Below are 22,528 nucleotides of genomic sequence, written 5' to 3'. Positions count from 1 at the left end.
GGGAAAAACCGAAATGGTGTCCTCAGTTAGAGAAACTGAGGACAGAAAACAGTAAAAATCCATAATGGTGTCCTCAGTTAAAGGAACTGAGGACAGTATACTGTCAAAATCCATAATGGTGTCCTCAGTTAGTGAAACTGAGGACAGAAAACAGTCAAAATTCAAAATGGTGTCCTTAGTTAGAGCAACTTTGGACGAAAAACGATGAAAAAGCAAAATGGAGTTCTATGGTCAATCGATCAGACGCGAAATCTCCATATTTCAAATCAAATCAAATTCAACTCCACATTGACAATCCTTCCAATTTTAAACCAGAATCGAGTAGGAGGGAGTGATTAACCCCCGACCTCTCACACCACCGTACATACCGTTCGGTATACGGCGGTTCAACTAAGATTGGTGACGCAAAGTTTCGTAACGAGATAATAGACTTTTGAGCCCTTGGGAATTCCAGTAGGAGTTTCCAAGGGTTCTGTGTAGTATCGGACTTTTGGAGATTCTCCAATAACTTCTACGTGAGTTTCCCCATTCATAAGCCTTTCCTTTCGGAACGCCAAGTCTAATGAGGTTCCTCACCTTCGTGCTTGGTTTCTTCCAATTCTTCCACATACACATCCGAAGTCTTCTTCTAATCCATGAATCAAACTCCCTGAATACACTTGGCGTATCTGCCAGGGCGAAGTATCCGCACCATCCCATTAGATATTGGTTTAGTTTCTCTATTCGATATTCCATGGGATAAGGTTTCTTTCTTGAGGTAATTTCTCGGATTTTATTCTTCATCCGTTTCACGCTTTCTTTGGCAATCCGAACTTTGGGTTCTTTATGAAAGGTAAAACTGAATCCAAGAAATTTCCTCTTCCAAGGACGGTCTACAGCTGACTTTTTCAAATTAACTTTCAGCTTAAGCTTTCCTTCTATAAACAAGGTGATGGAATCCATCACCCGGTTTCCTGCTTTCATTGTTTTCACATAGATATTAGCATCATCGGCGTATCGTACAAATTTGTGACCTCTTTCCTCTAACTTCTTGTCAAATTCGTCAAGGACAATGTTAGAGAGTAAAGGACTGAGAGGTCCTCCTTGTGGAGTTCCTTCCTCACTGGTTGTCACAATGCCATTTATCATGATTCCCGATTCTAGATATTTACGGATTAACTTAAGCAGGCGTTTATCTTCGATTCGTTTCGCTAGTGTCCCCATTAATTTGTCATGGTTTACTCTGTCGAAGAACTTCTCCAAGTCGATATCAACCACCCAACGATAACCTTCCTGTATATAACCTTTTGCTTTCCTAACCGCATCATGGGCGCTTCGACCTGGTCGAAATCCATAACTATGGTCTGAGAACATCGGGTCATATATAGTCGTTAAAACTTGGGCAATTGCTTGTTGAATGAGACGGTCTGTTACGGTAGGGATACCTAATAATCGCACCCCACCGTCAGGTTTCGGGATTTCGACCCTGCGGACGGGTTGCGGTGTATAGGTACCCTCAAGAAGTTCCATTTTCATGGATTCCCAGTGTTTCTTGATATGCTCTCGTAGGTTTTGTACGGACATCCCATCCACACCATGACTTCCTTTATTTCGTTCCACCCTTTTCAGGGCGGAAAGGAGGTTTTCCCGTGACAGTATTCGTTCCATTAACATTGGTTACGCCTCTTTCCGTGAACAACGATTCCACTTATGCCAGTTCTGCTCCACCATCTTGAAGTCCCCCATGGGATTCACCATATCCTCCTTCAAGCATGCCTTATCGGTTATCTGTGTTCATCGCAGGTTACTGAATGCCAAGATGTTGCTCTCTCTTAATTGTTCAGCCCTTCCCATTCTTCTCGAGTTCGAATGGTACTATGGCCTCTGCTGACTTCTGATTGTTCAGCTATCCATCACTGGATAGGTTACCAAGTGAACTTGGCGTTCCAATCAGACCTCCCCAGGTAAGAACGTAGTCTTTCCCTCCACCTATCTGCTTCATTTACTACATACAACCTTCGGCAGAAAGGGCTTTGTTCTGTACTGCAAACTCACCCAATCGTAAATAGCCTAATATGAAGTTCGTGTTCCTCAGACCGGAGGTTTGCCGCTCGCTTCCTTCAGATTCCACGTCACCGTGGACACCCTTGCGTTAAGCTAACTGCTACTTCTGCCTTCGCAGTTCGGGACTTGCACCCTATAGACTACGCCCATGCTGGGCGCACAGCAAAAAACCATCCTCCAACTTGGAGAATGGCTTATGAAAAGATTTATAGAGCAGCTTTCGCTTTGCTTGCTAGTTCAGCAAATGCTTGTTCATCAGATACTGCAAGATCTGCAAGCATTTTGCGGTTTACTTCGATGCCTGCTACTTTCAAGCCATGCATTAAGCGGCTATAAGAAAGACCGTTCATGCGTGCTGCAGCGTTAATACGTGTAATCCATAGTTTACGGAAATCACGCTTTTTGTTGCGGCGATCGCGGTAAGCGTACATATATGATTTCATTACTTGTTGGTTTGCTACTTTAAATAATCTATGTTTGGAACCATAATATCCTTTTGCTAACTTTAATACCTTTTTACGACGTCTGCGGGTAACTGTTCCGCCTTTTACACGTGGCATATTATTTCCCTCCTATTAAATCTTAATAATTACTTCACATTGTCAAGCATATGGCGGATACGGCGGAAATCACCTTTTGATACCATTGCAGCTTTACGAAGTTTACGTTTTTGTTTCGTTGTTTTATTTGCAAACATATGGCTCGTATATGCATGAGAGCGTTTCAGTTTACCAGAACCTGTTCTTTTGAAACGTTTTGCAGAGCCACGGTGGGTCTTCATTTTTGGCATAGAGTTTTCCTCCTCAAAACATTACTTTTCGATTTTTGGTGCTAACACTAAGAACATGCTTCGACCGTCCATTTTTGGCTTCGATTCGACTGTCGCTACATCGCTGCATTCGTCAGCGAAACGATTCAATACACGTTGTCCAATTTCTTTATGTGTAATCGCACGACCTCTAAAACGGATAGACGCCTTTACTTTATCGCCCTTCTCCAAGAATTTTCGGCCATTACGAAGCTTCGTATTAAAATCATGTTCATCAATTGTAGGACTCAAACGAACTTCCTTCACGTTGATCACTTTTTGATTTTTACGTGCTTCTTTATCCTTTTTCTGCTGTTCAAAACGGAATTTTCCGTAGTCCATAATACGGGCTACAGGAGGTTTTGCGTTTGGAGCAACAAGAACAAGGTCAAGATTTACACGAGCAGCGATTTCAAGTGCTTCATTGCGGGATTTCACACCCAGCTGTTCACCATTATGGTCGACGAGACGAAGTTCACGGGCACGAATGCCTTCATTTACCAACATATCTTTGCTAATAATTAGCCACCTCCAAGGTTTTTTCAAAGAATACGATGTTTGTTTCTAAATGCTGCCCAAAAATGAGCATTAAAAAAGCACGGGCACAAAGCAACCCGCACTGTATTCACGCACAAATAATTGTTTTTGAATAACAATATACCATTAACCTGTCAACAGCATGAGATGGTGCGTCAATCAGGCGAGAAGCGGGCAGCTCCTTCTTCTACAAACGTATTCAGTTCACCTTAGTTACTTTACCATAAACATAGATTTTAGTCAATGATGATGAATCCATATAATCAACGTATTTCATCATAACAAATGCCTTTTCATATTGCAATGTTTTTTTGAAAATGTTTAAAAAGACTGTAGAGGGAAAAACTTTTAATAATACGTTTAACGGAGGCTATAGAATGAAAAAATATTTTTCTTCCCTACTAGGAATCACGCTCATGATTGGTCTTGCCGCTTGCTCAAACGATCCTTCTGTAGATAATAATCCGAAAGAGCAAGTAATCCCCACTGAAACAAGTGAAAATGCTAATACACCGGATGATAAAAGTAAGGACAATAGCGGAAATAAATCAGTTGGAACTGTAGCTGATGACCAGGATGCTGCAAAAAAAATGCAGGAGCTTAATTTCACCAAATTTGACTTAGATGTTGACTACGAAAACGACCAAGACTTTGATATTGATTTTGAACAAGGTAATGGAAACGGGGATTACGAAGCTAAAATAGAAGATACAATAAATGACAGAAGACTTAAAGCAATGGAAGCTTTTAATACAATATACACCCAATTAAAGGACTTAGGAATTGACGCAAATACTCCAAAAGATGAAGTTATTCAAAAGGTGCTTGAAAGATTTAATCTAGGTGATAATTATCATTCATTTGAATTAGAATACACTTTTAAAGATGGTACAAAAATGGAGATAAATGATAATAAGTAATAGGAAAAGCACCTTCTCAATAGCGGAAGGTGCTTTGTTTTTTATATGTTTACTTCATCTTTTAATTTTTCTAAAAAATGGTTAAACGGAATTGTTTCAGATTTCTGTTCTCCGTATTTCCTTACATTTACGGAATTACTTTCAATTTCATTGTCCCCGACAACGAGCATATAAGGAATTTTTTGCATTTGAGCTTCTCTTATTTTGTAACCAATTTTTTCATCACGCTTATCTAATTCAACACGGAAGCCCGAAGCTTTCAATTGATCTACGACTTGCTTCGCATAGTCAAAGTGAACATCAGGTGAAACGGGGATGACCTGCACTTGGACTGGTGCCAGCCATGTTGGGAACGCCCCTTTATACTCTTCAATTAAAAAGGCAACAAAACGTTCCATTGTTGATACAACTCCGCGATGGATGACTACAGGGCGATGTTGCTTCCCGTCTTCTCCTACATAAGTTAAATCGAATTTTTCAGGAAGAAGGAAATCAAGCTGAACAGTAGAAAGAGTTTCTTCTTTTCCTAAAGCTGTTTTCACTTGAACATCGAGTTTTGGACCGTAAAAAGCTGCTTCTCCTTCTGCTTCAAAATAATCGACGCCAAGATCATCCATTGCTTCTTTTAACATTGCTTGCGCCTTATTCCACATCTCGTCATCATCGAAATATTTCTCTTTATCCTCAGGATCACGATAAGAGAGACGGAATGAATAATCATTTATATCAAAATCTTTATAAACTTCATTAACGAGTTGGACGACACGGATGAATTCATCCTTAATTTGGTCTGGTCGAACAAATATGTGAGCATCATTCAATGTCATTCCACGTACGCGCTGCAGCCCTGATAGTGCACCAGACATTTCATAACGATGCATAGTACCTAGCTCAGCTATTCGAATTGGCAGTTCACGATAACTATGAATGTCATTTTTATACACCATCATATGATGTGGACAGTTCATCGGGCGTAATACAAGCTGTTCATTATCCATATCCATGACCGGGAACATATCTTCACGATAATGATCCCAGTGGCCACTAGTTTTATAAAGCTCAACACTTCCCATTATTGGAGTATAAACATGGTCGTATCCAAGGGCCACTTCTTTATCAACAATATAACGTTCAATAATTCTACGTATTGTTGCACCTTTTGGCAACCAAAGGGGCAACCCTTGGCCAACCTTTTGGGAGTTCGTAAATAAACTTAGTTCTTTCCCAAGCTTACGATGATCCCTTTCCTTTGCTTCTTCCAGCATTTTCAAATGGTGTTTAAGATCTTCCTTTTTGAAAAAGGCTGTTCCATATATACGCTGCAGCATTTTATTATTACTGTCACCGCGCCAATAGGCTCCGGCAATACTTAACAATTTAAATTCTTTAATTTTGCCTGTAGACGGTACATGAACACCGCGACAAAGGTCAGCAAAATCACCTTGCTCGTAAATTGTTACTTTTTCGTCCGCTGGAATTGCGTCAATCAATTCCTGCTTGTATTCATCGTGAGCAAACTTTTGCTTAGCTTCGTCACGGGATACCTCTTCTCGAACGATCTCAATGTTCTCATTAATAATCTTTTTCATTTCTTTTTCAATAATAGGCAAATCTTCTGGTGTAATAGAATGGTCTAAATCCATATCATAATAAAATCCATTTTCAATGACTGGTCCAACTCCAAGCTTTACATCAGGAAATAATCTTTTTACAGCTTGTGCCATTAAATGAGCAGTACTATGACGCAATATTTCAAGTGCTTCATCACTTTCAGGTGTAATAATTTCAATTGAACCATCTTGATTAATCGCTGTTTTGAGATCTATCAATTGTCCATTTATTTTACCTGCCAATGCTTTTTTTCGTAAGCCCGGACTAATGGAAGCTGCAATGTCTTCTGTTGTCGTAGTATTAGAAAACTCCTTTATTGTTCCGTCTGGGAAAGTAATTTTTACTTGTTCTGACATGACACTACACTCCTTTTTTGATTAAATAAAATATAAAAAAACCCGCCCCTGGAAAGGGACGAGTTTTATACACGTGGTTCCACCCTAATTTTCACTATGCAAAAAGACACAATGACTTTGGATTGATCATAACGGAGTCTTCCGCCAATCAATACTACACGCCTGCAGCGGATTCATGATTGGAGTTCAAAGGTGGTAAGCATTTGGTTCGTGTTGGAAAGTTCGCAGCTATTCTTTCCTCTCTGGAAACCGTAACAAAATACTCTTGTCCTCATCAATACTTATAAATGTTAAGATTATGTACGCTATTATAGCCGTTTTGAAATACAAAATCAAGTATCTGAATAAGCTTTTAGCAAAGTATTTAAATGGGCTGCGGATAGGATCGATAATCGTTCCTCAAATATATTTTTCAATGTTCTTATAAGAGGCTGATCTTCTTCATCCGTATATAAATATATTTTTTTAGGAGCCATTGATAAAAGCGGTGCAATAACAGATGAATCTACATATACAGGATGGTTAGAAAGCAATCGACGATCCAAGATCTCCTTGATTTCATTCTTTCCCATTTCTTTTAACCTTTCATTGAAAAATAGAATAGGCTTTTCCAGCAGTACATGAACGATATCTTGCTTAGGACTTCGATTTTTCAAATAATCCCTTAACATATTTACAAATATTTGGTATTCTTGTTCCATTTTATATTCATCTATAGCTACATTTAAATATGCTAATACGTGTTCAAAATACTTTTTTAAACGAAAGCGTAAAAAGGAGTCAAATAAAACTGCTCCGTTATAATCCAATAAATCCGTAACAGCTTCTCGAATTAAATCTTCTTCATCCAATTTTCCGACTAACGAAATTAACTCTACCCGCTCACCCGTAATCATTTGATTAATGATGTTCAAAATTTCAATTCGTTCGTCTTCAATTTCATACTTATATGTGTCGCGCAATACATTGTTCACCCACTCATCTCTTTTAACATCTTGGATAAATTGAATGAAAGATTGAATGTAATTCTCTTTTTTGATAAACAAATGGTGAAAAGAATATATAAATTGACTTTGCCTTTCCGTAAAGGAGTCCGGCAAGCCATTAGCAGATAAAAAAGCTTTAAAACGTATGGCATCGTGAATGGATTTGAACATTAACTCCAAGCCTGCTCCCCCTTTATTCCTGCATTGTTACATATATATGAGAACAAGCTCGGACTAGACCTGATATTATGATCAAGCAACAAAAAAACACTTGCAATAATATGCAAGTGCTTAAGCATGTCTTCTATTTGGTCCGTCCAACCTTACGGGTGCAGCGAGATATTTTATCCTTTCCATAATTCTTGCTGCTTTCATTTTTTCCTCTTCCCCTCTTTGGGAATAAGTTAAATGGTGCTCGAGTCCATCTAAATCAAAATTAGAAGAGAAAAAGGTAGGAAGCTGTTCATGCATCCTAAATTGCAAAATCGAGCCGAGAATTTCATCCCTTGTCCAGCTTGACATTGCCTCCGCTCCTATATCATCAAGCATAAGAATTTTAGCGCTTTTTACTGCCTCCAATTTCTCATTAAGCGTTTGATCGCCTAATGATTGTTTCATCTCGCGCAAAAATTCAGGAACATATACAATCAATGTTGAAATTTCTTTTTCAGCTAATTGATTGGCGATCGCTCCTAGTAAATAAGACTTGCCAACGCCAAAGCTGCCATGTAAATACAACCCTTTCTGCATTCCCTTTCCAGGTTCGTAAGAAGAAGCAAACTTCTCAGCATATTCAAAAGCATCGATTCGTCCTGGGCTATTTAAAGAGAATTCAGCAAAGGATGCTTTAAGAATTTCTTTCGGTACATAAATACTATTTATTAGTCTTTCCGTATTTCTTCGTTCATCGTGAATCACTTTTGTAGGGCAAGGACGATAATATAATCCTATTGTCTCCCGTTCGATGACAATTTCAGGTTCGTAACCAGGCATCATATTGCAACATTTTTCCAAACTAGAACAATTTGAACAATTTTTTGTTTGCGAAGCATACTCATAAAGCTTCATCATGTTTTTCTCAATCATGTCATCTGTAAGCTGATTGCGGTTTTCTTCAAGAAACGCTATTACCTCGGGATTTTGCAATACTTCTATTTTCATATCATCATATCTTTGTCTGAAACTTGGTGATTGTGAAAGTCTCCTTATCGTGCCATCAATTCTCTCCACCTTTTTCACCTCCTTTATTTTGGTACTTTCTTTGAATGGCTTCTAACCTGCGACGCTTTTCTTCCAATTCTTCTGTTTGAATTTCAGTAACTTTCTGTGCAGTGTCATCTTGAGATACAAACCAATCTGGCAGTTTCTCTGTTCGGATAGGTTTATTTCTCCTTTGTGTTGTTTCCTTCTTGCCACTCGCCCATTCTTGGTATTGTTTATGCTCATTCTTCGCTAATTCCATAGCTGATTTAACGGTCTTTATTTTTTTCCTTGACCAATGAGAGGCTATTTTCTCTAAATAACTTTTAGAAAGCTTCATATCCGTTTTCAGCATGACATAATGAATAAGCACATTCGTAACTCCTGGCTGTAGTTTTTGTTGAAACATTACATCTTCTACAGCTTGAAGATCAGATCTTGCAGGTTCTCCACCATCAGAGAGATCAATTAAAAGCTGTCTCGGGGAAACTGTTTCCAAATAGGAAATGAGCTTATCCTCTTTTGATTCTTGCTTTCCCTCAGTTTTACGTTGGATAAATGGTTGTATTTTATCAATTAATTGAGGTAAACGAGCCTCATTTTCCATCTGATACCAATCACGGGCATTTTTTCGAAGATCATCAACATTTATTTTTTGATCAGCCGTAAGGCTTTGCAGGACGATGTTTTTCATATCTATTGCGTTGATGGAATAAAGAAAGGACAATTTAGCGATTGCTTCCTTAATGGCAGAAGTAAATAATTTCCGGGGCACCATCACCTCTGACAAGCCTACAAAAAAAAGATCAAAATCAAAATGACTTACATCTATAGTAATTGGTTGTGATTTTTGCCTATGAAAATATTTTTCTCCATCTTCTGGGATGCTAGCCATATGACCTTCACTATGCGCTAAAGTATTTGCCCCCAATGAGGAAAATACATCCTGAAAGCCCCTCGTGACTTCATTAAAATTCGCCATATCCAAGTTTTTGTCCGTGAAGGATTTTTTTAATTTCAAAAAATGTGTTTGGCCTAATTTTTGAAACAAATAAATATTTAGCATTCCATCCGTAAAAAATTGCTCAGCAGAAAGCGGGGTCTGAAGTTCGTATATAAAAGCTCGTTGATTGTTATTTGTTTTAGAATAAGTTTTCAATAAACCGATGCCTTCAAGTTTTAATCTTGCATGATATATTTCTTCTAAGTTAAGATCAAATATATTCATTAAATGATAATGATTCCATTCTTCCGACAAGGTTCTGCCTTCATCGGCCATGTCGGCTAACGTATTATATAATGTTGTGCAAATGGGGCCAATAAGAGGCTGATATAATAGCGTAATGATTTTTTTATCGTGATGATGCAAAATACCATTCATGGAAATGGTAAATGAATCTATCGGCTGAACCTCGTTCCAATACTGCTTCATTCCATACACACTTTCATCAAGGCTATTTTCGCAAATTTTTTGAGCATGCTAAATAGCCTGTATTAATATTCTTTAGGGGCATCTTTTATTATTAGATTTTTTCAAAAAAATGTATCAATTTAAGAATTTACAAGATTTAGAAAAGAACCTTTAATCTTTTTTAATTAGATCCTTTAATTCATCTAAAAATACGTTCAAATCTTTAAATTGACGATATACAGAAGCAAATCTCACATATGCAACCTCATCAATTTTGGCTAATTTATCCATCACCATTTCACCGATTATTTCTGATTTCACTTCAGCTTGTCCAAGGTTTCGCAAATCTCTTTCAATATCATGGGTAATTTTTTCAAGCTGCTCTAATGAAACTGGCCGCTTTTCACAAGCACGAATTAGGCCACGTAAAATTTTATCTCTACTAAACTCTTCACGAATTCCTTCTTTTTTAACTACGATAAGAGGTGTTTCCTCGACTCTCTCAAATGTCGTGAAACGATATGAGCATTTTTCACATTCTCGCCTTCTTCGTATGGATCTTATTTCATCAGCTGGTCTTGAATCGACTACTCGCGTGCCATTGTGTTGGCAAGACGGGCATTTCATGCTATCAGCTCCGATCAATGTGCTCTTAATTGTCCAGCTCTGACGCCAATCGACTAAAAAATCTCTGCTCTTCTCACTTCGATAAACATGGCGTCGATGCTTTTTGTATATTATAACGTTTTTTGTCATAATAAAAAAGGAGTGTATATAGTTTCCATACACCCTTTAATAATTTAGACTTTTTACTACGGAGTTAAATTCCAGTTAACAATCAAATCATTTAATTGCCTTTCCGTATTTTCAATTGTTCCATTATTATTTATAATAGCATCCGCAAGATTTACTTTTTCCTGAATAGGGAGTTGGGAACTAATCCTCGCCTTTGCTTCTTCCTCAGTTAATCCGTTTCGATTTAGCAACCTTTGCAGCTGTATGTGTGGATCAACAAATACAACGATTACCTTTTCCACTAAATAAGTGAGATTACTTTCATATAAAAGGGGGATATCATATATAATTGTGTTCTTTCCTTTATCTAATGCTTGTATTTTCCAATCATTCAAACATTCTCTAACTGCTGGATGGACAATGCTGTTTAACGTTTTCCGTTTTTCATCATCATTGAAAATAATAGATCCTAATTTAGCGCGATTAATCATCTTATCTTCATTTAAAATATTTTTGCCGAATACTTCGATGATTTGCCCATATGCCTTTTGACCAGGCTCAACGACTACTCTGGAAGCAAGATCTGCATCAAGAATAGTGAATCCACGCTTTTTCAACATATTGGAGACAGTACTTTTACCGCTAGCAATGCCTCCGGTAAGTCCGATCATTTTAGTCATAAGCGACCTCTTTCATAATTTTAATATTCCTATTAGTATTAACAGGATCCCTGGGATAAAAGCAAATTTCTGCACCCAATTTAAGTGGGAGAAAATACGTCCCAGCTGCAATCCTCCTAAAAGAAATATACAACTCATTAAAGCTGCTATTCCAGAAAGTAGAACAGGGGAAAATCCAAGCATCGCTGCACCAATACCCGCTCCAAACGCATCTAATGATAAAGCAGTTCCAAGAATGAGCGCTTCAAGACCAGTGATTGTTCCTGAACCATCAAAATCTGCTCTTGTCGGCTTTTTTAATATATTGATTACGATTCCTAACGACTTGATTTCCCAATTAAGAACAATCTTTTCGTGTACTAAAGCAGTTTCCTTTTCACTTTTAAAAAACTGATATACGACCCAAGCACCAATCAAAATCAATATGGAACCGCCAATGCGGCTTGCAATCATAGGAGTGAGCATATTTGAAATCAGCTGGCCGCCGAACATCGCAAGACCTAAAGAAACTGCCGTACAAGATGCAATGATTAAAATTGATTTTATAGGAATCTTCATTTTTCTGAGTCCATACGCAAGACCAGTACTAAAGCTATCTAAACTAATAGCCATCGCAAGCAATATAAGTGAAAACGAAAAATCCATCTTGAAGCCCCTTCCCCGCCTGATGTCGATAACCCAGTATATGAGGAAGGCTAGTTGATTGTTCAAAAGCTGAAATTTTGTTCCTTTTCCAATTATTAACTATTTTTTTGGCAATTTGGACAGAAGTGTGTCCCCCTGCCTGCTACTTTCGTTTTTTGCACTACGGAACCGCAGCGGTAGCACTCCTGCTCTTTCCTGCCGTACACCTTCAATTCATTTTGATATGTTCCACTTTGCCCATGGGAGTTCATATATGTGTTGACAGAGCTTCCACCGGCATTTATGGATTCCTTTAATGTAGCGGCAGCTTGTTCCCTCAATGTCAATATTTCCTGATTGGTCAATGTTTTTGACTTTCGTTCAGGATGAATGCCCGACCTGAATAACACTTCATCTACATATATATTTCCAAGGCCCGTTACAATTGATTGATCTAGTAAAACAGCTTTTATAACTCTTTCCGTTTTCATCAGTTTTTCTTTGAAATACTCTAATGTAAAATCATCGGAGAAAGGTTCAGGTCCGAGATTTGAAAGTGGTGGAACTGTCCATTCCGAACCTTTTGCAAATAAATGCATCGTTCCAAATTTCCGAACGTCGCGATATCTTAACTCTTCCCCGTTGGAAAAACGAAAGATCACATGTGTATGTTTTTCGACAGGATCTTCATTTTTGTGCAAGCTATAGTTTCCTTCCATTCTTAAATGGGAAACAAGAGCATAATCGTCTAATAGAAAAACTAAAAACTTTCCTTTTCTATTAACGTCGAGAATTGTTTGTCCTTTTAACGCATCTTGAAATTGCTCATATTGTTCAGGACTTTTTATTATTTTTGGCCAGCTTACTGCAACTTCTACTATTTTATTTCCTGCTACAAGCTCTACAAGTGACCTTCTGACTACTTCTACTTCAGGTAATTCAGGCATACTATCAACTCTTTTCTTGCTTGATTCTATGATGATTACTTCGCATCAAACCATGTTGGCCCATATGAATATTCAACTTTAAGCGGGACTGATAATGGAAGAGCATTTTCCATTACATCAGGCACGATTTGTATTAGCTTTTCAACTTCGTCTTTTGGAGTCTCGAAAATTAACTCGTCATGAACCTGAAGCAACAGGCGAGTTTTTAGTCCTTCCGATTTCAATCTTTCGGCCATATCAATCATCGCTTTTTTAATAATATCAGCTGCACTGCCTTGAATTGGCGTATTCATGGCTGTTCTTTCAGCAAAGCTTCGTAAATTAAAGTTACGGCTTGTGATTTCAGGGATATATCTTCTTCTATGCAATAGCGTTGACACATACCCTTCTTCTCTTGCCTCCACAATGATGTCATCCATAAAATTTTTAACACCTGGGAAACTCTCCAAATAGCGTTCGATGAACTTCCCAGCTTCTTTCCGTGTAATGCCCAAGTTTTGCGATAAGCCATAATCACTAATCCCATAAACAATTCCGAAATTAACTGCCTTTGCCTGCCTCCTCATATTACTATCCACTTCTTCTTCATCAACATGGAATACATCCATGGCCGTTTTTGTATGAATGTCCATATTATGCGTAAAAGCAGATTTTAAATTATCATCTTGAGCTATCTCAGCAAGTACTCTAAGTTCAATTTGAGAGTAATCCGCCGCAAATATCACCCAATCTTCCTCCGAAGGAATAAAGGCTTGTCTAATTTTCCGCCCTTCTTCAAGACGAATTGGGATGTTTTGCAAGTTCGGATCGATGGAACTTAGTCTGCCTGTCGCAGCAAGGACTTGGTTAAAACGTGTATGAACCTTATTAGTGTCTTTGTGTACAACTTTCAATAATCCTTCTATATAAGTTGACTGTAATTTCCCTAACTGTCTATATGTTAGTATTTCTTTAATGATTTCGTGTTCATGTTCTAATTTCTCCAATACATCCGCGGAGGTTGAAAAACCTGTTTTTGTTTTCTTTATTGCTGGAAGGCCAAGCTTTTCAAATAAAATAACCCCTAATTGTTTTGGTGAGTTAATATTAAAGTTTTCGCCAGCAAGTTCATAAATTTTTGATTCAATTTCTGCTAATCTTTCAGCAAGCTCTATTTTCATATTTTCTAGCCTGCTAACATCTACTTTTACGCCGGTAAATTCCATTTCCGCAAGTACGAGTGACAGCGGAAGTTCAAGATCATAAAATAATTCTGTTTGCTCATTTTGATTCAGTTCTTTTAAGCAAGGCTCCGTTAATGCTCCGATGCCAATTGCCTTTCGTACAAGATGTTCAGCAAGTGCATCCCCTTCTGCCGCTTTTTTCTTCGCACCTTTACCGTATACAGCTTCGTCTGTTTTTACGTTCGTATAGTTATGGCGCTTTGCGACACCTGCAAAATCCTCTGTTGACTCGGTAGGATTAAGCAAGTAGGAGGCGAGCAATAAATCAAAATCGATCCCTTTTAAATCGATTCCTTTTCTCTTTAATGCTACGATAGAAAGCTTTGCATCATATACACGCTTTTTCTTTCCTTCATCTTCTGCCCATTTTTTAAATACCTCTGAACTTAACGCTTTTTCAACAGGCAAATAAAAATCGCCTTTTTCATTAGAAAGTGCAAATCCAATGATTTCACCCGAAAAGTAATTATCATCTAAAATCTCCACATAAAAGGAATTTTCATCAGCAAATAAATCATCTGTAATCGTTTCTACTGTTTCGAACGTAATATCCTTCACTTCTTCTAATACAGAATCTTCAGCACCATCGATTTTATCAAGCAACGAATTAAAGCCTAATTCTTTAAAAATGGTGCTTAGTTTAGTTGGATCATAGCCTTCAAATAAAAGCTCATCAACCGTAATTTCAACCGGCGCTTCTTTCGTAATAGTGGCAAGCTCTTTACTCATGATTGCCTGATCTTTAAATTCTTCTAGTCTTTCCTTTAATTTATTGCCGCTTACTTTATCAATATTATTCAGTAAGTTTTCAAGTGTATTGAATTGAACAAGCAGTTTAATGGCCGTTTTCTCACCGACACCCGGAACTCCAGGGATATTGTCGGACTGGTCCCCCATTAAGCCTTTCATATCAATGATTTGATCAGCAGAAAGGCTGTACTTTTCCTTAATATATTCAGGAGTATAACTTTCAATTTCCGTAATCCCTTTTCGGGTAATACTGACAGTGATTTTATCCGTGTTTAATTGTGTTAAGTCTTTATCTCCCGAAATAACTTGAACATCGAAGCCTTCTTTCTCGGCCTGTGTCGCAAGTGTCCCAATAATATCATCCGCTTCATAATTTTCAAGTTCGTAACGTTTAATACCGTATGCGTCAAGAAGCTCCCTCAAAAATGGAAACTGCTCCGAAAGCTCCGGCGGTGTTTTTTGCCTTCCGCCCTTGTATTCTTTAAAAGTAGAGTGACGGAAAGTTGTTTTCCCAGCATCAAATGCAACAAGAATATGAGTAGGCTTTTCTTCCTCCAGCACTTTCATCAGCATTGTCGTAAATCCATAAACGGCGTTCGTATGTATTCCCTTGTCATTATTAAGAAGCGGCAGTGCAAAAAAAGCCCGATATGCAATACTATTCCCATCAATCAACATCAATTTCTTCTTCATTAAAAAGCCTCCTTATGGAGCAGACTCGTCCAAATTATTCTATATGTTATTTTAGCATGTACGAGTGGGAATGTGAAAACAAACAGGTGAAGGCTGGTGTAACTTATTCCCGGCTACTACTGGTCGTTAGCTCTAATTTACTAGCTGTCTGCCCGTATTACCCGATGTCATCCTGGCTGTCGACGTGGGTTTACGGGCCGTTGATGCGAGTTTACGGGCCGTCGACGTGAGTTTACCGGCCGTCGACGTGGGTTTACGGGCCGTCGATGCGAGTTTACCGGCCATCGTCGCGGTTTACGGGCCGTCGATGCGAGTTTACCGGCCATCGTCGCGGTTTACTAGCCGTCGACACGAGTTTACTGGCCGTCGACGTGGGTTTACTGGCCGTCGATGCGAGTTTACGGGCCGTCGACATGGGTTTACCGGCCATCGTCGCGGTTTACGGGCCGTCGATGCGAGTTTACCGGCCATCGTCGCGGTTTACTAGCCGTCAATTTTTGTGGTTCCTGGCCATTCAAACACGTACCGATCGTTATCCCTAATATAATTCTCACTGCCTTTGTTTCATTATCTATTCCGGTCGTTTTGACTATTTTATGACAATAATCTTTTTTGCAAATCATTCAATGATAAGAAATATACTCTATTTCTATAATTCCCTTCAAATGAAAGATTTAATGAGCGGAGTAATTTTGAGGAAATTGAATTTGAGGGCAATTGAAGGAAGTCCCTACATTGTTGGTTAGTAATCTTTTTACCATTCAGTAAAAAATAATCAATTAACGCATGTATATACGCATCAGTATTTTCTATACCACACTTAGTACATTGCCATTTTCTTTGCAATCTTGCGGTGGTCAAACTTTGACAACCCTCACAATATATTCCTTGTAAAATTTCATCCTTAGTTATATTAAACTGCTCGAGAACGTTGGGTAAAGCCGGGGTATGCAACTTATGCAAGATTCTAGATAATTTCTGCAACTCCTTTTTATCAAATATTTCTTTATGATGTTTCCCGCTAAAATGCTCTGTTTTTTGTAAAATGGCCGGGTTACGAATAACCTTTTCAAAAGCGGTACGGTAATTAGAGTTAATTTCGATTTTGGAGGAGGGATTAGTGACAACGACAAAAGAGGTATTTGGAAGGCTTTTATTAAAGTGCTTTTTTAATAAGTTGCCTAGGTGATATTGTTGATTTTGTACTTGCACGATTGGATCTGAAAAAGTCTCTTCTATTTCATCCAAAGTTCTGATAAGCTGATTAAAATCGAAATATAAATGTCCCGATATATTTTTCCCTTCATAAATAATGAAAAATGATGGAGTTATTAAAAGAATGTCAATTTGAAAATAAGCATTTTCTGAGAGTGGCAAACGAAGGTCTTGAAAAATGAGGAAGTTCCTTTGTGGTAACTGCGCTAAGTAATAATCCATTGACTGTTCTCCACGATAACCTGCATAACATTTGCTTAATTCTTCCTGTAGGAGCCCTCTTTTGGAGTGGAGTAGAGGAAGACGTCTTAATAAGGCTTCCAAAATAAGAATTTTAATAGGTATTTCTCTATGTTTCTTAATCATTGTATCACCTCTGTTTTTATCTTGATTACTGTTTTCAACATATCTTTGGAAATCCCTCCTTCTTAGACAAATTTTATAAAAAATATCGTTAATGTATAATATTCTATTGTTTCTGATGTCGTGGAAGTCGGACTCTATTAAAAAGAAACGATTTTATAGATGGTGAGATGCATTTTATCAGTTTCCCCGCTGCCATTTCAGGCTTACTGGCCGTCGTTCCGTGGTTACTAGCCGTCGTCGTAGATTTACTGGCCATCGATGTATGTTTACTGGCCATCGACATATGCTTACTAGCCATCGCCCCGGATTTACTAGCCTTCAATGTATGTTTACTAGCCGTCGTCCCAGTTTTACCCACATTGTTGAGGGCTCGTCAAGGTCAAGCTATATTAAAATGAAATAAATACCGCACAGTTTTAACCGTGCGGTATCGTTTTATTTTGTATAACCCATCAAAATACGGGCATATGGTGAATCGGAAGGAATGACGATGACCGTCTCCTCGCCAATTGTTTTCTTATATGTTTCTAGCGTTCGGTAAAGGTTATAGAATTCCTTATCCTTTGAAAAAGCTTTATTGTATGTTTTAGCAGCTTCTCCTTCACCTTCTGAAATGATGACATCTGCATCTGCTTGAGCTTTCGACAAGATTTCACGTACTTTACGATCTGTTTCTGCTGTAATTCGGTTTTTCCCCGCGTCTCCCATCGATAAGTATTCCTGTGCTTTTGATTCCCTTTCTGAAATCATTCTCGTATAAACAGAGTTTTCGTTTTCCTCAGGAAGATCTGTGCGTTTCGTACGCACATCTGTTACGGTAATACCATAATTATCTCTCGTCAGTAATTCATTTACTTTTTCAGTTACCCTATCATTTAAGCTGCCTCGAGAGGACTTTTCATCATTTATAATTTCTTCGTAATTTAATTGACCTAGCTCTGAGCGAACGATGGAATAAATGAACTCTTCCATACGCATTTCCGCATTTACTACTGATCTAGCATTCGAAATCATTTTTCTAGGATTATCAATCTTCCAAATTGCATAATTATCGATGATCATTCGTTTCTTATCTTTTGTATTTATTTCTGCTTGCGATACATTATATGTCATTTGATATTTAGGTAAAGATGTGACACTTTGAATAAATGGTACCTTAAATGCAAGCCCAGGCTCACTCTTAATGTCGACTACCTCACCAAACTGACGGATAACCTTGTATTCTCCTTCTTTTACAATAAATGCACTAGCCATGAGCAGCATAAATAATACGATCAGTATGAGGAAAAACAATCCCATTTTTACATATTTTCTCCACTGAAAGTCAGCCGTTTTTCTGGATTCTAAATCAACTACTTTTCTATCCATTATTCTTTTTTCCCTCCCTCTTCATCGGATTCCTTTGCTTGTTCTTTTTCCAATGGGCGAATTGGGAAGTATTTCAATGTATTACCATCGTCGTTCATAATATATATTTCAGCACCTGGTAAAACTTGTTCAAGGGTTTCAAGAGTTAGACGTTCACGAGTTATTTCAGGGTTCGTTTTATATTGTTCATACAATTTATTAAAAATAGCTACATCCCCACGAGCTGCTTGAAGCCTAGCCGCTTTTTCTCCCTCAGCCTTAAATATGAGTGCATCTTTTTCACCTTCAGCTTCATTCATACGCTTATTTTCATATTTCTTAGCTTCGTTAAGTTTCGTATTCATCGTTTCACGCGCGTCCGTAACAGCTGTAAAAGCACTGCGCACTTCTTGGTTCGGCAGTTCAACGTCTTTCAAGTTTACTGCTAGAATTGAAATTCCAATATCATATTTTTCAAGCAAGGTCGATAGCAAATCCCGAACCTCTGCTTCAATTTCTGCTTTTCCAGATGTTAAGGCGTCATCTATCTTTGAGCTTCCGATAATACTTCTTAATGAAGCAGATGTCGCATCATATAAAATTTCTTGCGGCTTCTCAGAATTAAATAAATACTTTTTAGGATCGGTAATTTTCCATTGCACAACTAAATCAGCTAGAACAATATTCTCATCACCTGTAATCATCTTCGTTTCATTCGACTTACCATTTGCCTCTTTATAGCCAAAGTCAAGCTTCAATGTTTCACGTGCCAATTTCTTTACATTTTGAATAGGCCAAGGCAATTTAAAATGCAATCCAGGTTCAGTTATCGTTTCATCTGCTTTACCAAAAGTCATAATAACAGCCTGATCCGATTCATCAACCGTGTACCAAGATGTAAATACGACAACAGAAAGTACAATGATGGCGATGATAAGTCCTGTAACTGTATATACTCTCTTTAAACTCATGTTTCACTTTCCTTTCTACTAATCTCTCAGTCATGTAATACGATTATGTTTATAATAAGTTTCATTTTGGCTTAAAATTAAAAATAAGATCCAGATTGAATGAATCTGGACCTTACAGAATTGTATTTTTAATATTTGGGATGTTAGTCCTCTTCCACATTTTCAAGATGCTGCGGAGGGCAAACTTCAAGGACGCCATTAATGACCGTTTCCTCTTGTTCATCTGTTGCTAGAACTTGAATGAAAATACTGCGGCGTTCTCGATTGATTTTCACAACTTCAAATAAAAATCGGACAGTGTCATAGTGGTAAACAGGTTTAACAAATTCTATTTCCTGTTTTAAAATATGTGAGCCTGGCCCTGGCATGTATTTAGAAATAGCGGAGGTGATAATTCCAGTTAGCATAATGGATGGTACGATCGGCTTTTTATAGTTTGTCTGTGAAGCATAATCGTGTTGAATGTAGAGCGGATTAGCGTCATTTGTCAAACCTAAAAAAAGCAACAAATCCTTATCCTCAATTTTCTCCGTCAGTGTTAACTTTTCACCTGTCGAAATTTCCTCTAGCCTTCTGCCAAGCTTACGTTTTTTACCCAATAACAACACATCACCTCATCCTTATTTAACCGTTTACATAATGGTTTGAAATTATAATACCATGAAATGAAACGTTATAAAAGTAAAAAAGCTGTTCCAAATTAACATTCATTTGGAACAGCTTTCATAATAAATTAAACAAGAACCTTCATTACTTCACGGACTGAATCCGCTGATTTTTGTAAAGAGGATTTTTCCTCTTCAGTAAGATCAAGTTCAATAATTTTTTCAATACCCTCTTTTCCTAGGATTGTTGGTACTCCTAGGTAAATGCCATTAAAACCATATTCACCTTCAAGATAGGCGATTGAAGGAAGGACACGACGTTGATCTTTTACAATCGCTTCAACCATTTCAACTAAGGAAGCCGCAGGAGCGTAATATGCGCTACCGTTTCCGAGTAAGTTGACGATTTCACCGCCGCCTTTTCTCGTTCTTTCTACTATAGCATCTAGACGCTCCTCAGGAATTAATTTTTCAAGCGGAATTCCACCAGCATAAGAATAACGAACAAGTGGGACCATATCATCCCCATGGCCTCCTAGAACAAATCCTGTTATGTCTTTTACGGAAAGATTTAATTCCTTGGCAACAAATGTACGGAAGCGCGCAGTATCTAGAACACCTGATTGGCCGATTACTCGATTCTTGGGAAAACCTGATTCTTTAAATACTGTATATGTCATAGCATCTACAGGATTAGTCAAAACAAGAATATAACAGTCAGGTGAGTGCTTTACGATTTCCTTTGTCACACTTTTCATTACCTTTTGGTTCGTTTGCACTAAATCATCACGGCTCATACCTGGTTTTCGAGCGATTCCTGCAGTGATGACAACCACATCAGAGTCCTTCGTATCTTCATAATTCGAAGTACCGGTAATGTTTGCATCAAATCCTTGAACAGGGGCAGCTTCTAGCATATCAAGCGCTTTCCCTTTTGTCGGGTTTTCCATTTGGGGAATATCAACAAGGACCACATCGCCAAGTTCTTTCTGTGCAAGCAAGAACGCAGTAGTAGCTCCTGTAAAACCACCGCCGATAACTGAAATCTTTTTCCGTTTCAAAGTCATGAGTTCCCTTACCTTCCTTCTTTAGAAAATATATAAGATTCGAGCGCAAAGCCGGGAATTGGCGTTTGCGCTCGCAATTATTATTAAATAATTTTATTCCATATTTTCAATTAAGGCAGTTGCAAATTCAGAAGTTTTCACTTCAGTTGCACCTTCCATCAAACGTGCAAAGTCGTAAGTAACTACTTTGGATTCGATTGTTTTTTCAACTGATTTAACGATTAATTCAGCCGCTTCATTCCATCCAAGGTGCTCAAGCATAAGTACACCTGAAAGAAGAACAGAAGATGGATTTACCTTATCAAGTCCTGCATATTTTGGAGCAGTACCATGAGTAGCTTCAAAAATGGCATGTCCTGTTTCGTAGTTAATATTTGCTCCTGGAGCAATTCCAATTCCACCAACTTGAGCTGCAAGTGCGTCGGAAATATAGTCTCCATTCAAGTTCATTGTTGCAACAACATCAAACTCTTTCGGACGAGTTAGGATTTGCTGTAAGAAAATATCAGCAATTGCATCTTTAATGATAATTTTTCCAGCAGCTTCTGCATCAGACTGGGCTTTATTCGCTGCATCCGATCCTTGCTCTGCTTTAATTTTGTCATACTGATCCCAAGTGAATACTTTGTCACCGAATTCTTCTTCAGCAAGCTCATATCCCCAGTTTTTAAATGCACCTTCTGTAAATTTCATAATGTTTCCTTTATGAACTAATGTTACAGATTTGCGTCCTTCTTTAATAGCATAATTAATTGCTGCACGAACTAGACGTTTTGTACCTTCTGCAGACACAGGCTTAATTCCAATTCCAGAAGTTTCTGGGAAGCGGATTTTATTAACGCCCATTTCCTCTTGAAGGAAAGTGATTAATTTTTTAACTTCTTCAGAACCTTCTTTATACTCAATACCTGCATAGATGTCTTCAGTATTTTCACGGAAAATAACCATGTCAGTATCTTCAGGACGCTTGATTGGTGAAGGAACACCTTGGAAATAGCGAACTGGACGCAAGCAAACAAATAGATCAAGCTCTTGACGTAATGCCACGTTTAACGAACGGATTCCACCACCGATAGGAGTTGTAAGTGGTCCTTTGATAGCAATGAAATATTCACGGATTGTTTCAAGTGTTTCTTCAGGAAGCCATTCGCCAAATTTATTGAATGCTTTTTCTCCTGCATACACTTCTTTCCATTCAATTTTCTTTTCTCCCGCATATGCTTTTTCTACCGCTGCATCCAATACTCGTTGTGCGGCAGCCCAAATATCAGGACCGATACCGTCCCCTTCAATATAAGGAATGATTGGGTTATTCGGTGTATTTAAAACACCATTTTCTACAGTAATTTTTTCACCTTGTGACATAATTTTTCCCTCCATTTACAATCTCAACTAATAATATTATCAGAAAAACAGACTATTTTCTAGATGAG

General features: G+C 38.0%; 21 protein-coding genes and 1 other annotated feature. Of the genes, 1 reads left to right on the top strand and 20 read right to left on the bottom strand.

Annotation, left to right across the window (positions count from 1 at the left end; genetic code table 11):
• Nucleotides 1-390: 390 nt before the first annotated feature.
• The 4 genes from ltrA to infC form a co-directional block, all read right to left on the bottom strand.
• A complete protein-coding gene (ltrA, locus tag KHA96_RS01000) occupies nt 391-1,653 on the bottom strand; it encodes a group II intron reverse transcriptase/maturase (protein ID WP_213127439.1) in 1,263 nt (420 codons plus the stop codon).
• A gap of 596 nt (nt 1,654-2,249) precedes the next feature.
• Nucleotides 2,250-2,603, bottom strand: a complete 354-nt coding sequence (gene rplT, locus KHA96_RS00995; protein WP_213127438.1) for a 50S ribosomal protein L20 — start codon at nt 2,601-2,603, stop codon at nt 2,250-2,252.
• A gap of 29 nt (nt 2,604-2,632) precedes the next feature.
• Nucleotides 2,633-2,833 (bottom strand): 50S ribosomal protein L35, encoded by a 201-nt coding sequence (gene rpmI / locus KHA96_RS00990; protein WP_213127437.1) that lies wholly within the window; start codon nt 2,831-2,833, stop codon nt 2,633-2,635.
• A gap of 21 nt (nt 2,834-2,854) precedes the next feature.
• Complete coding sequence (gene infC / locus KHA96_RS00985) at nt 2,855-3,373, bottom strand: translation initiation factor IF-3 (RefSeq protein ID WP_213128637.1); 519 nt, start codon at nt 3,371-3,373, stop codon at nt 2,855-2,857.
• A 392-nt stretch (nt 3,374-3,765) separates the two neighbouring features.
• Here infC and KHA96_RS00980 point away from each other — a divergent pair, with 392 nt between their 5' ends.
• Nucleotides 3,766-4,308 carry a YusW family protein gene (locus tag KHA96_RS00980; protein WP_213127436.1) on the top strand — a complete coding sequence of 181 codons (543 nt, stop codon included), beginning with the start codon at nt 3,766-3,768 and terminating at the stop codon, nt 4,306-4,308.
• Between the two features lie 41 nt (nt 4,309-4,349).
• On the opposite strand, the gene thrS is transcribed toward KHA96_RS00980, so the two are convergent.
• From thrS to icd, 16 genes are all read right to left on the bottom strand, one after another.
• Complete coding sequence (thrS, locus tag KHA96_RS00975) at nt 4,350-6,275, bottom strand: threonine--tRNA ligase (protein ID WP_213127435.1); 1,926 nt, start codon at nt 6,273-6,275, stop codon at nt 4,350-4,352.
• Between the two features lie 51 nt (nt 6,276-6,326).
• Nucleotides 6,327-6,562, bottom strand: a binding site (T-box leader).
• 45 nt (nt 6,563-6,607) lie between these two features.
• A complete protein-coding gene (locus tag KHA96_RS00970) occupies nt 6,608-7,432 on the bottom strand; it encodes a putative sporulation protein YtxC (RefSeq protein WP_249315325.1) in 825 nt (274 codons plus the stop codon).
• Between the two features lie 120 nt (nt 7,433-7,552).
• On the bottom strand, nt 7,553-8,491 hold the full coding sequence (gene dnaI, locus KHA96_RS00965; protein ID WP_213127433.1) for a primosomal protein DnaI: 939 nt from the start codon (nt 8,489-8,491) through the stop codon (nt 7,553-7,555).
• The gene (locus KHA96_RS00960; RefSeq protein ID WP_213127432.1) at nt 8,478-9,893 is read right to left on the bottom strand and encodes a replication initiation and membrane attachment family protein; all 1,416 of its coding nucleotides are present in this window, start codon (nt 9,891-9,893) and stop codon (nt 8,478-8,480) included. Before KHA96_RS00960 ends, dnaI begins: the two co-directional genes overlap by 14 nt.
• Before the next feature lie 150 nt (nt 9,894-10,043).
• On the bottom strand, nt 10,044-10,499 hold the full coding sequence (gene nrdR / locus KHA96_RS00955; RefSeq protein ID WP_213128636.1) for a transcriptional regulator NrdR: 456 nt from the start codon (nt 10,497-10,499) through the stop codon (nt 10,044-10,046).
• A 185-nt stretch (nt 10,500-10,684) separates the two neighbouring features.
• Nucleotides 10,685-11,287 carry a dephospho-CoA kinase gene (gene coaE / locus KHA96_RS00950; RefSeq protein WP_213127431.1) on the bottom strand — a complete coding sequence of 201 codons (603 nt, stop codon included), beginning with the start codon at nt 11,285-11,287 and terminating at the stop codon, nt 10,685-10,687.
• 12 nt (nt 11,288-11,299) lie between these two features.
• A complete protein-coding gene (ytaF, locus tag KHA96_RS00945) occupies nt 11,300-11,932 on the bottom strand; it encodes a sporulation membrane protein YtaF (RefSeq protein ID WP_213127430.1) in 633 nt (210 codons plus the stop codon).
• A 95-nt stretch (nt 11,933-12,027) separates the two neighbouring features.
• Nucleotides 12,028-12,858 (bottom strand): DNA-formamidopyrimidine glycosylase, encoded by an 831-nt coding sequence (gene mutM / locus KHA96_RS00940; protein ID WP_213127429.1) that lies wholly within the window; start codon nt 12,856-12,858, stop codon nt 12,028-12,030.
• A gap of 35 nt (nt 12,859-12,893) precedes the next feature.
• On the bottom strand, nt 12,894-15,524 hold the full coding sequence (gene polA / locus KHA96_RS00935) for a DNA polymerase I (RefSeq protein WP_213127428.1): 2,631 nt from the start codon (nt 15,522-15,524) through the stop codon (nt 12,894-12,896).
• A 594-nt stretch (nt 15,525-16,118) separates the two neighbouring features.
• Entirely contained in the window at nt 16,119-17,105 is a 987-nt protein-coding gene (locus KHA96_RS00930; protein ID WP_213127427.1) for a nuclease-related domain-containing protein, read from the bottom strand.
• 103 nt (nt 17,106-17,208) lie between these two features.
• Nucleotides 17,209-17,463, bottom strand: coding sequence for a hypothetical protein (locus KHA96_RS00925; RefSeq protein ID WP_213127426.1), 255 nt, complete (start codon nt 17,461-17,463; stop codon nt 17,209-17,211).
• A gap of 77 nt (nt 17,464-17,540) precedes the next feature.
• Nucleotides 17,541-18,473, bottom strand: a complete 933-nt coding sequence (gene hflC / locus KHA96_RS00920; RefSeq protein ID WP_213127425.1) for a protease modulator HflC — start codon at nt 18,471-18,473, stop codon at nt 17,541-17,543.
• The gene (gene hflK / locus KHA96_RS00915; protein ID WP_213127424.1) at nt 18,473-19,423 is read right to left on the bottom strand and encodes an FtsH protease activity modulator HflK; all 951 of its coding nucleotides are present in this window, start codon (nt 19,421-19,423) and stop codon (nt 18,473-18,475) included. The genes hflC and hflK overlap by 1 nt, the downstream gene beginning before the upstream one ends.
• 143 nt (nt 19,424-19,566) lie before the next feature.
• Complete coding sequence (locus tag KHA96_RS00910) at nt 19,567-20,028, bottom strand: MaoC/PaaZ C-terminal domain-containing protein (protein WP_213127423.1); 462 nt, start codon at nt 20,026-20,028, stop codon at nt 19,567-19,569.
• A 128-nt stretch (nt 20,029-20,156) separates the two neighbouring features.
• On the bottom strand, nt 20,157-21,095 hold the full coding sequence (gene mdh, locus KHA96_RS00905; protein ID WP_213127422.1) for a malate dehydrogenase: 939 nt from the start codon (nt 21,093-21,095) through the stop codon (nt 20,157-20,159).
• 93 nt (nt 21,096-21,188) lie between these two features.
• A complete protein-coding gene (gene icd, locus KHA96_RS00900; protein WP_213127421.1) occupies nt 21,189-22,460 on the bottom strand; it encodes an NADP-dependent isocitrate dehydrogenase in 1,272 nt (423 codons plus the stop codon).
• Nucleotides 22,461-22,528: the final 68 nt, after the last annotated feature.

Origin of the sequence: Bacillus sp. FJAT-49711, assembly GCF_018343715.1 — a bacterium.
Taxonomy (GTDB): domain Bacteria; phylum Bacillota; class Bacilli; order Bacillales; family Bacillaceae_C; genus Lederbergia.
Note: the sequence above shows the minus strand (reverse complement) of the source record. Positions and strands in the feature narration are given on the sequence as shown.

Coding starts and splice junctions, on each gene's coding strand:
- mdh (WP_213127422.1), bottom strand. CDS start 21,095: ATGACTTTGAAACGGAAAAAGATTTCAGTTATCGGCGGTGGTTTTACA.
- rpmI (WP_213127437.1), bottom strand. CDS start 2,833: ATGCCAAAAATGAAGACCCACCGTGGCTCTGCAAAACGTTTCAAAAGA.
- mutM (WP_213127429.1), bottom strand. CDS start 12,858: ATGCCTGAATTACCTGAAGTAGAAGTAGTCAGAAGGTCACTTGTAGAG.
- rplT (WP_213127438.1), bottom strand. CDS start 2,603: ATGCCACGTGTAAAAGGCGGAACAGTTACCCGCAGACGTCGTAAAAAG.
- hflK (WP_213127424.1), bottom strand. CDS start 19,423: ATGAGTTTAAAGAGAGTATATACAGTTACAGGACTTATCATCGCCATC.
- coaE (WP_213127431.1), bottom strand. CDS start 11,287: ATGACTAAAATGATCGGACTTACCGGAGGCATTGCTAGCGGTAAAAGT.
- KHA96_RS00930 (WP_213127427.1), bottom strand. CDS start 17,105: ATGATTAAGAAACATAGAGAAATACCTATTAAAATTCTTATTTTGGAA.
- ltrA (WP_213127439.1), bottom strand. CDS start 1,653: ATGTTAATGGAACGAATACTGTCACGGGAAAACCTCCTTTCCGCCCTG.
- hflC (WP_213127425.1), bottom strand. CDS start 18,473: ATGGATAGAAAAGTAGTTGATTTAGAATCCAGAAAAACGGCTGACTTT.
- thrS (WP_213127435.1), bottom strand. CDS start 6,275: ATGTCAGAACAAGTAAAAATTACTTTCCCAGACGGAACAATAAAGGAG.
- nrdR (WP_213128636.1), bottom strand. CDS start 10,499: ATGAAATGCCCGTCTTGCCAACACAATGGCACGCGAGTAGTCGATTCA.
- icd (WP_213127421.1), bottom strand. CDS start 22,460: ATGTCACAAGGTGAAAAAATTACTGTAGAAAATGGTGTTTTAAATACA.
- KHA96_RS00970 (WP_249315325.1), bottom strand. CDS start 7,432: ATGTTCAAATCCATTCACGATGCCATACGTTTTAAAGCTTTTTTATCT.
- ytaF (WP_213127430.1), bottom strand. CDS start 11,932: ATGGATTTTTCGTTTTCACTTATATTGCTTGCGATGGCTATTAGTTTA.
- KHA96_RS00960 (WP_213127432.1), bottom strand. CDS start 9,893: ATGAAGCAGTATTGGAACGAGGTTCAGCCGATAGATTCATTTACCATT.
- polA (WP_213127428.1), bottom strand. CDS start 15,524: ATGAAGAAGAAATTGATGTTGATTGATGGGAATAGTATTGCATATCGG.
- KHA96_RS00980 (WP_213127436.1), top strand. CDS start 3,766: ATGAAAAAATATTTTTCTTCCCTACTAGGAATCACGCTCATGATTGGT.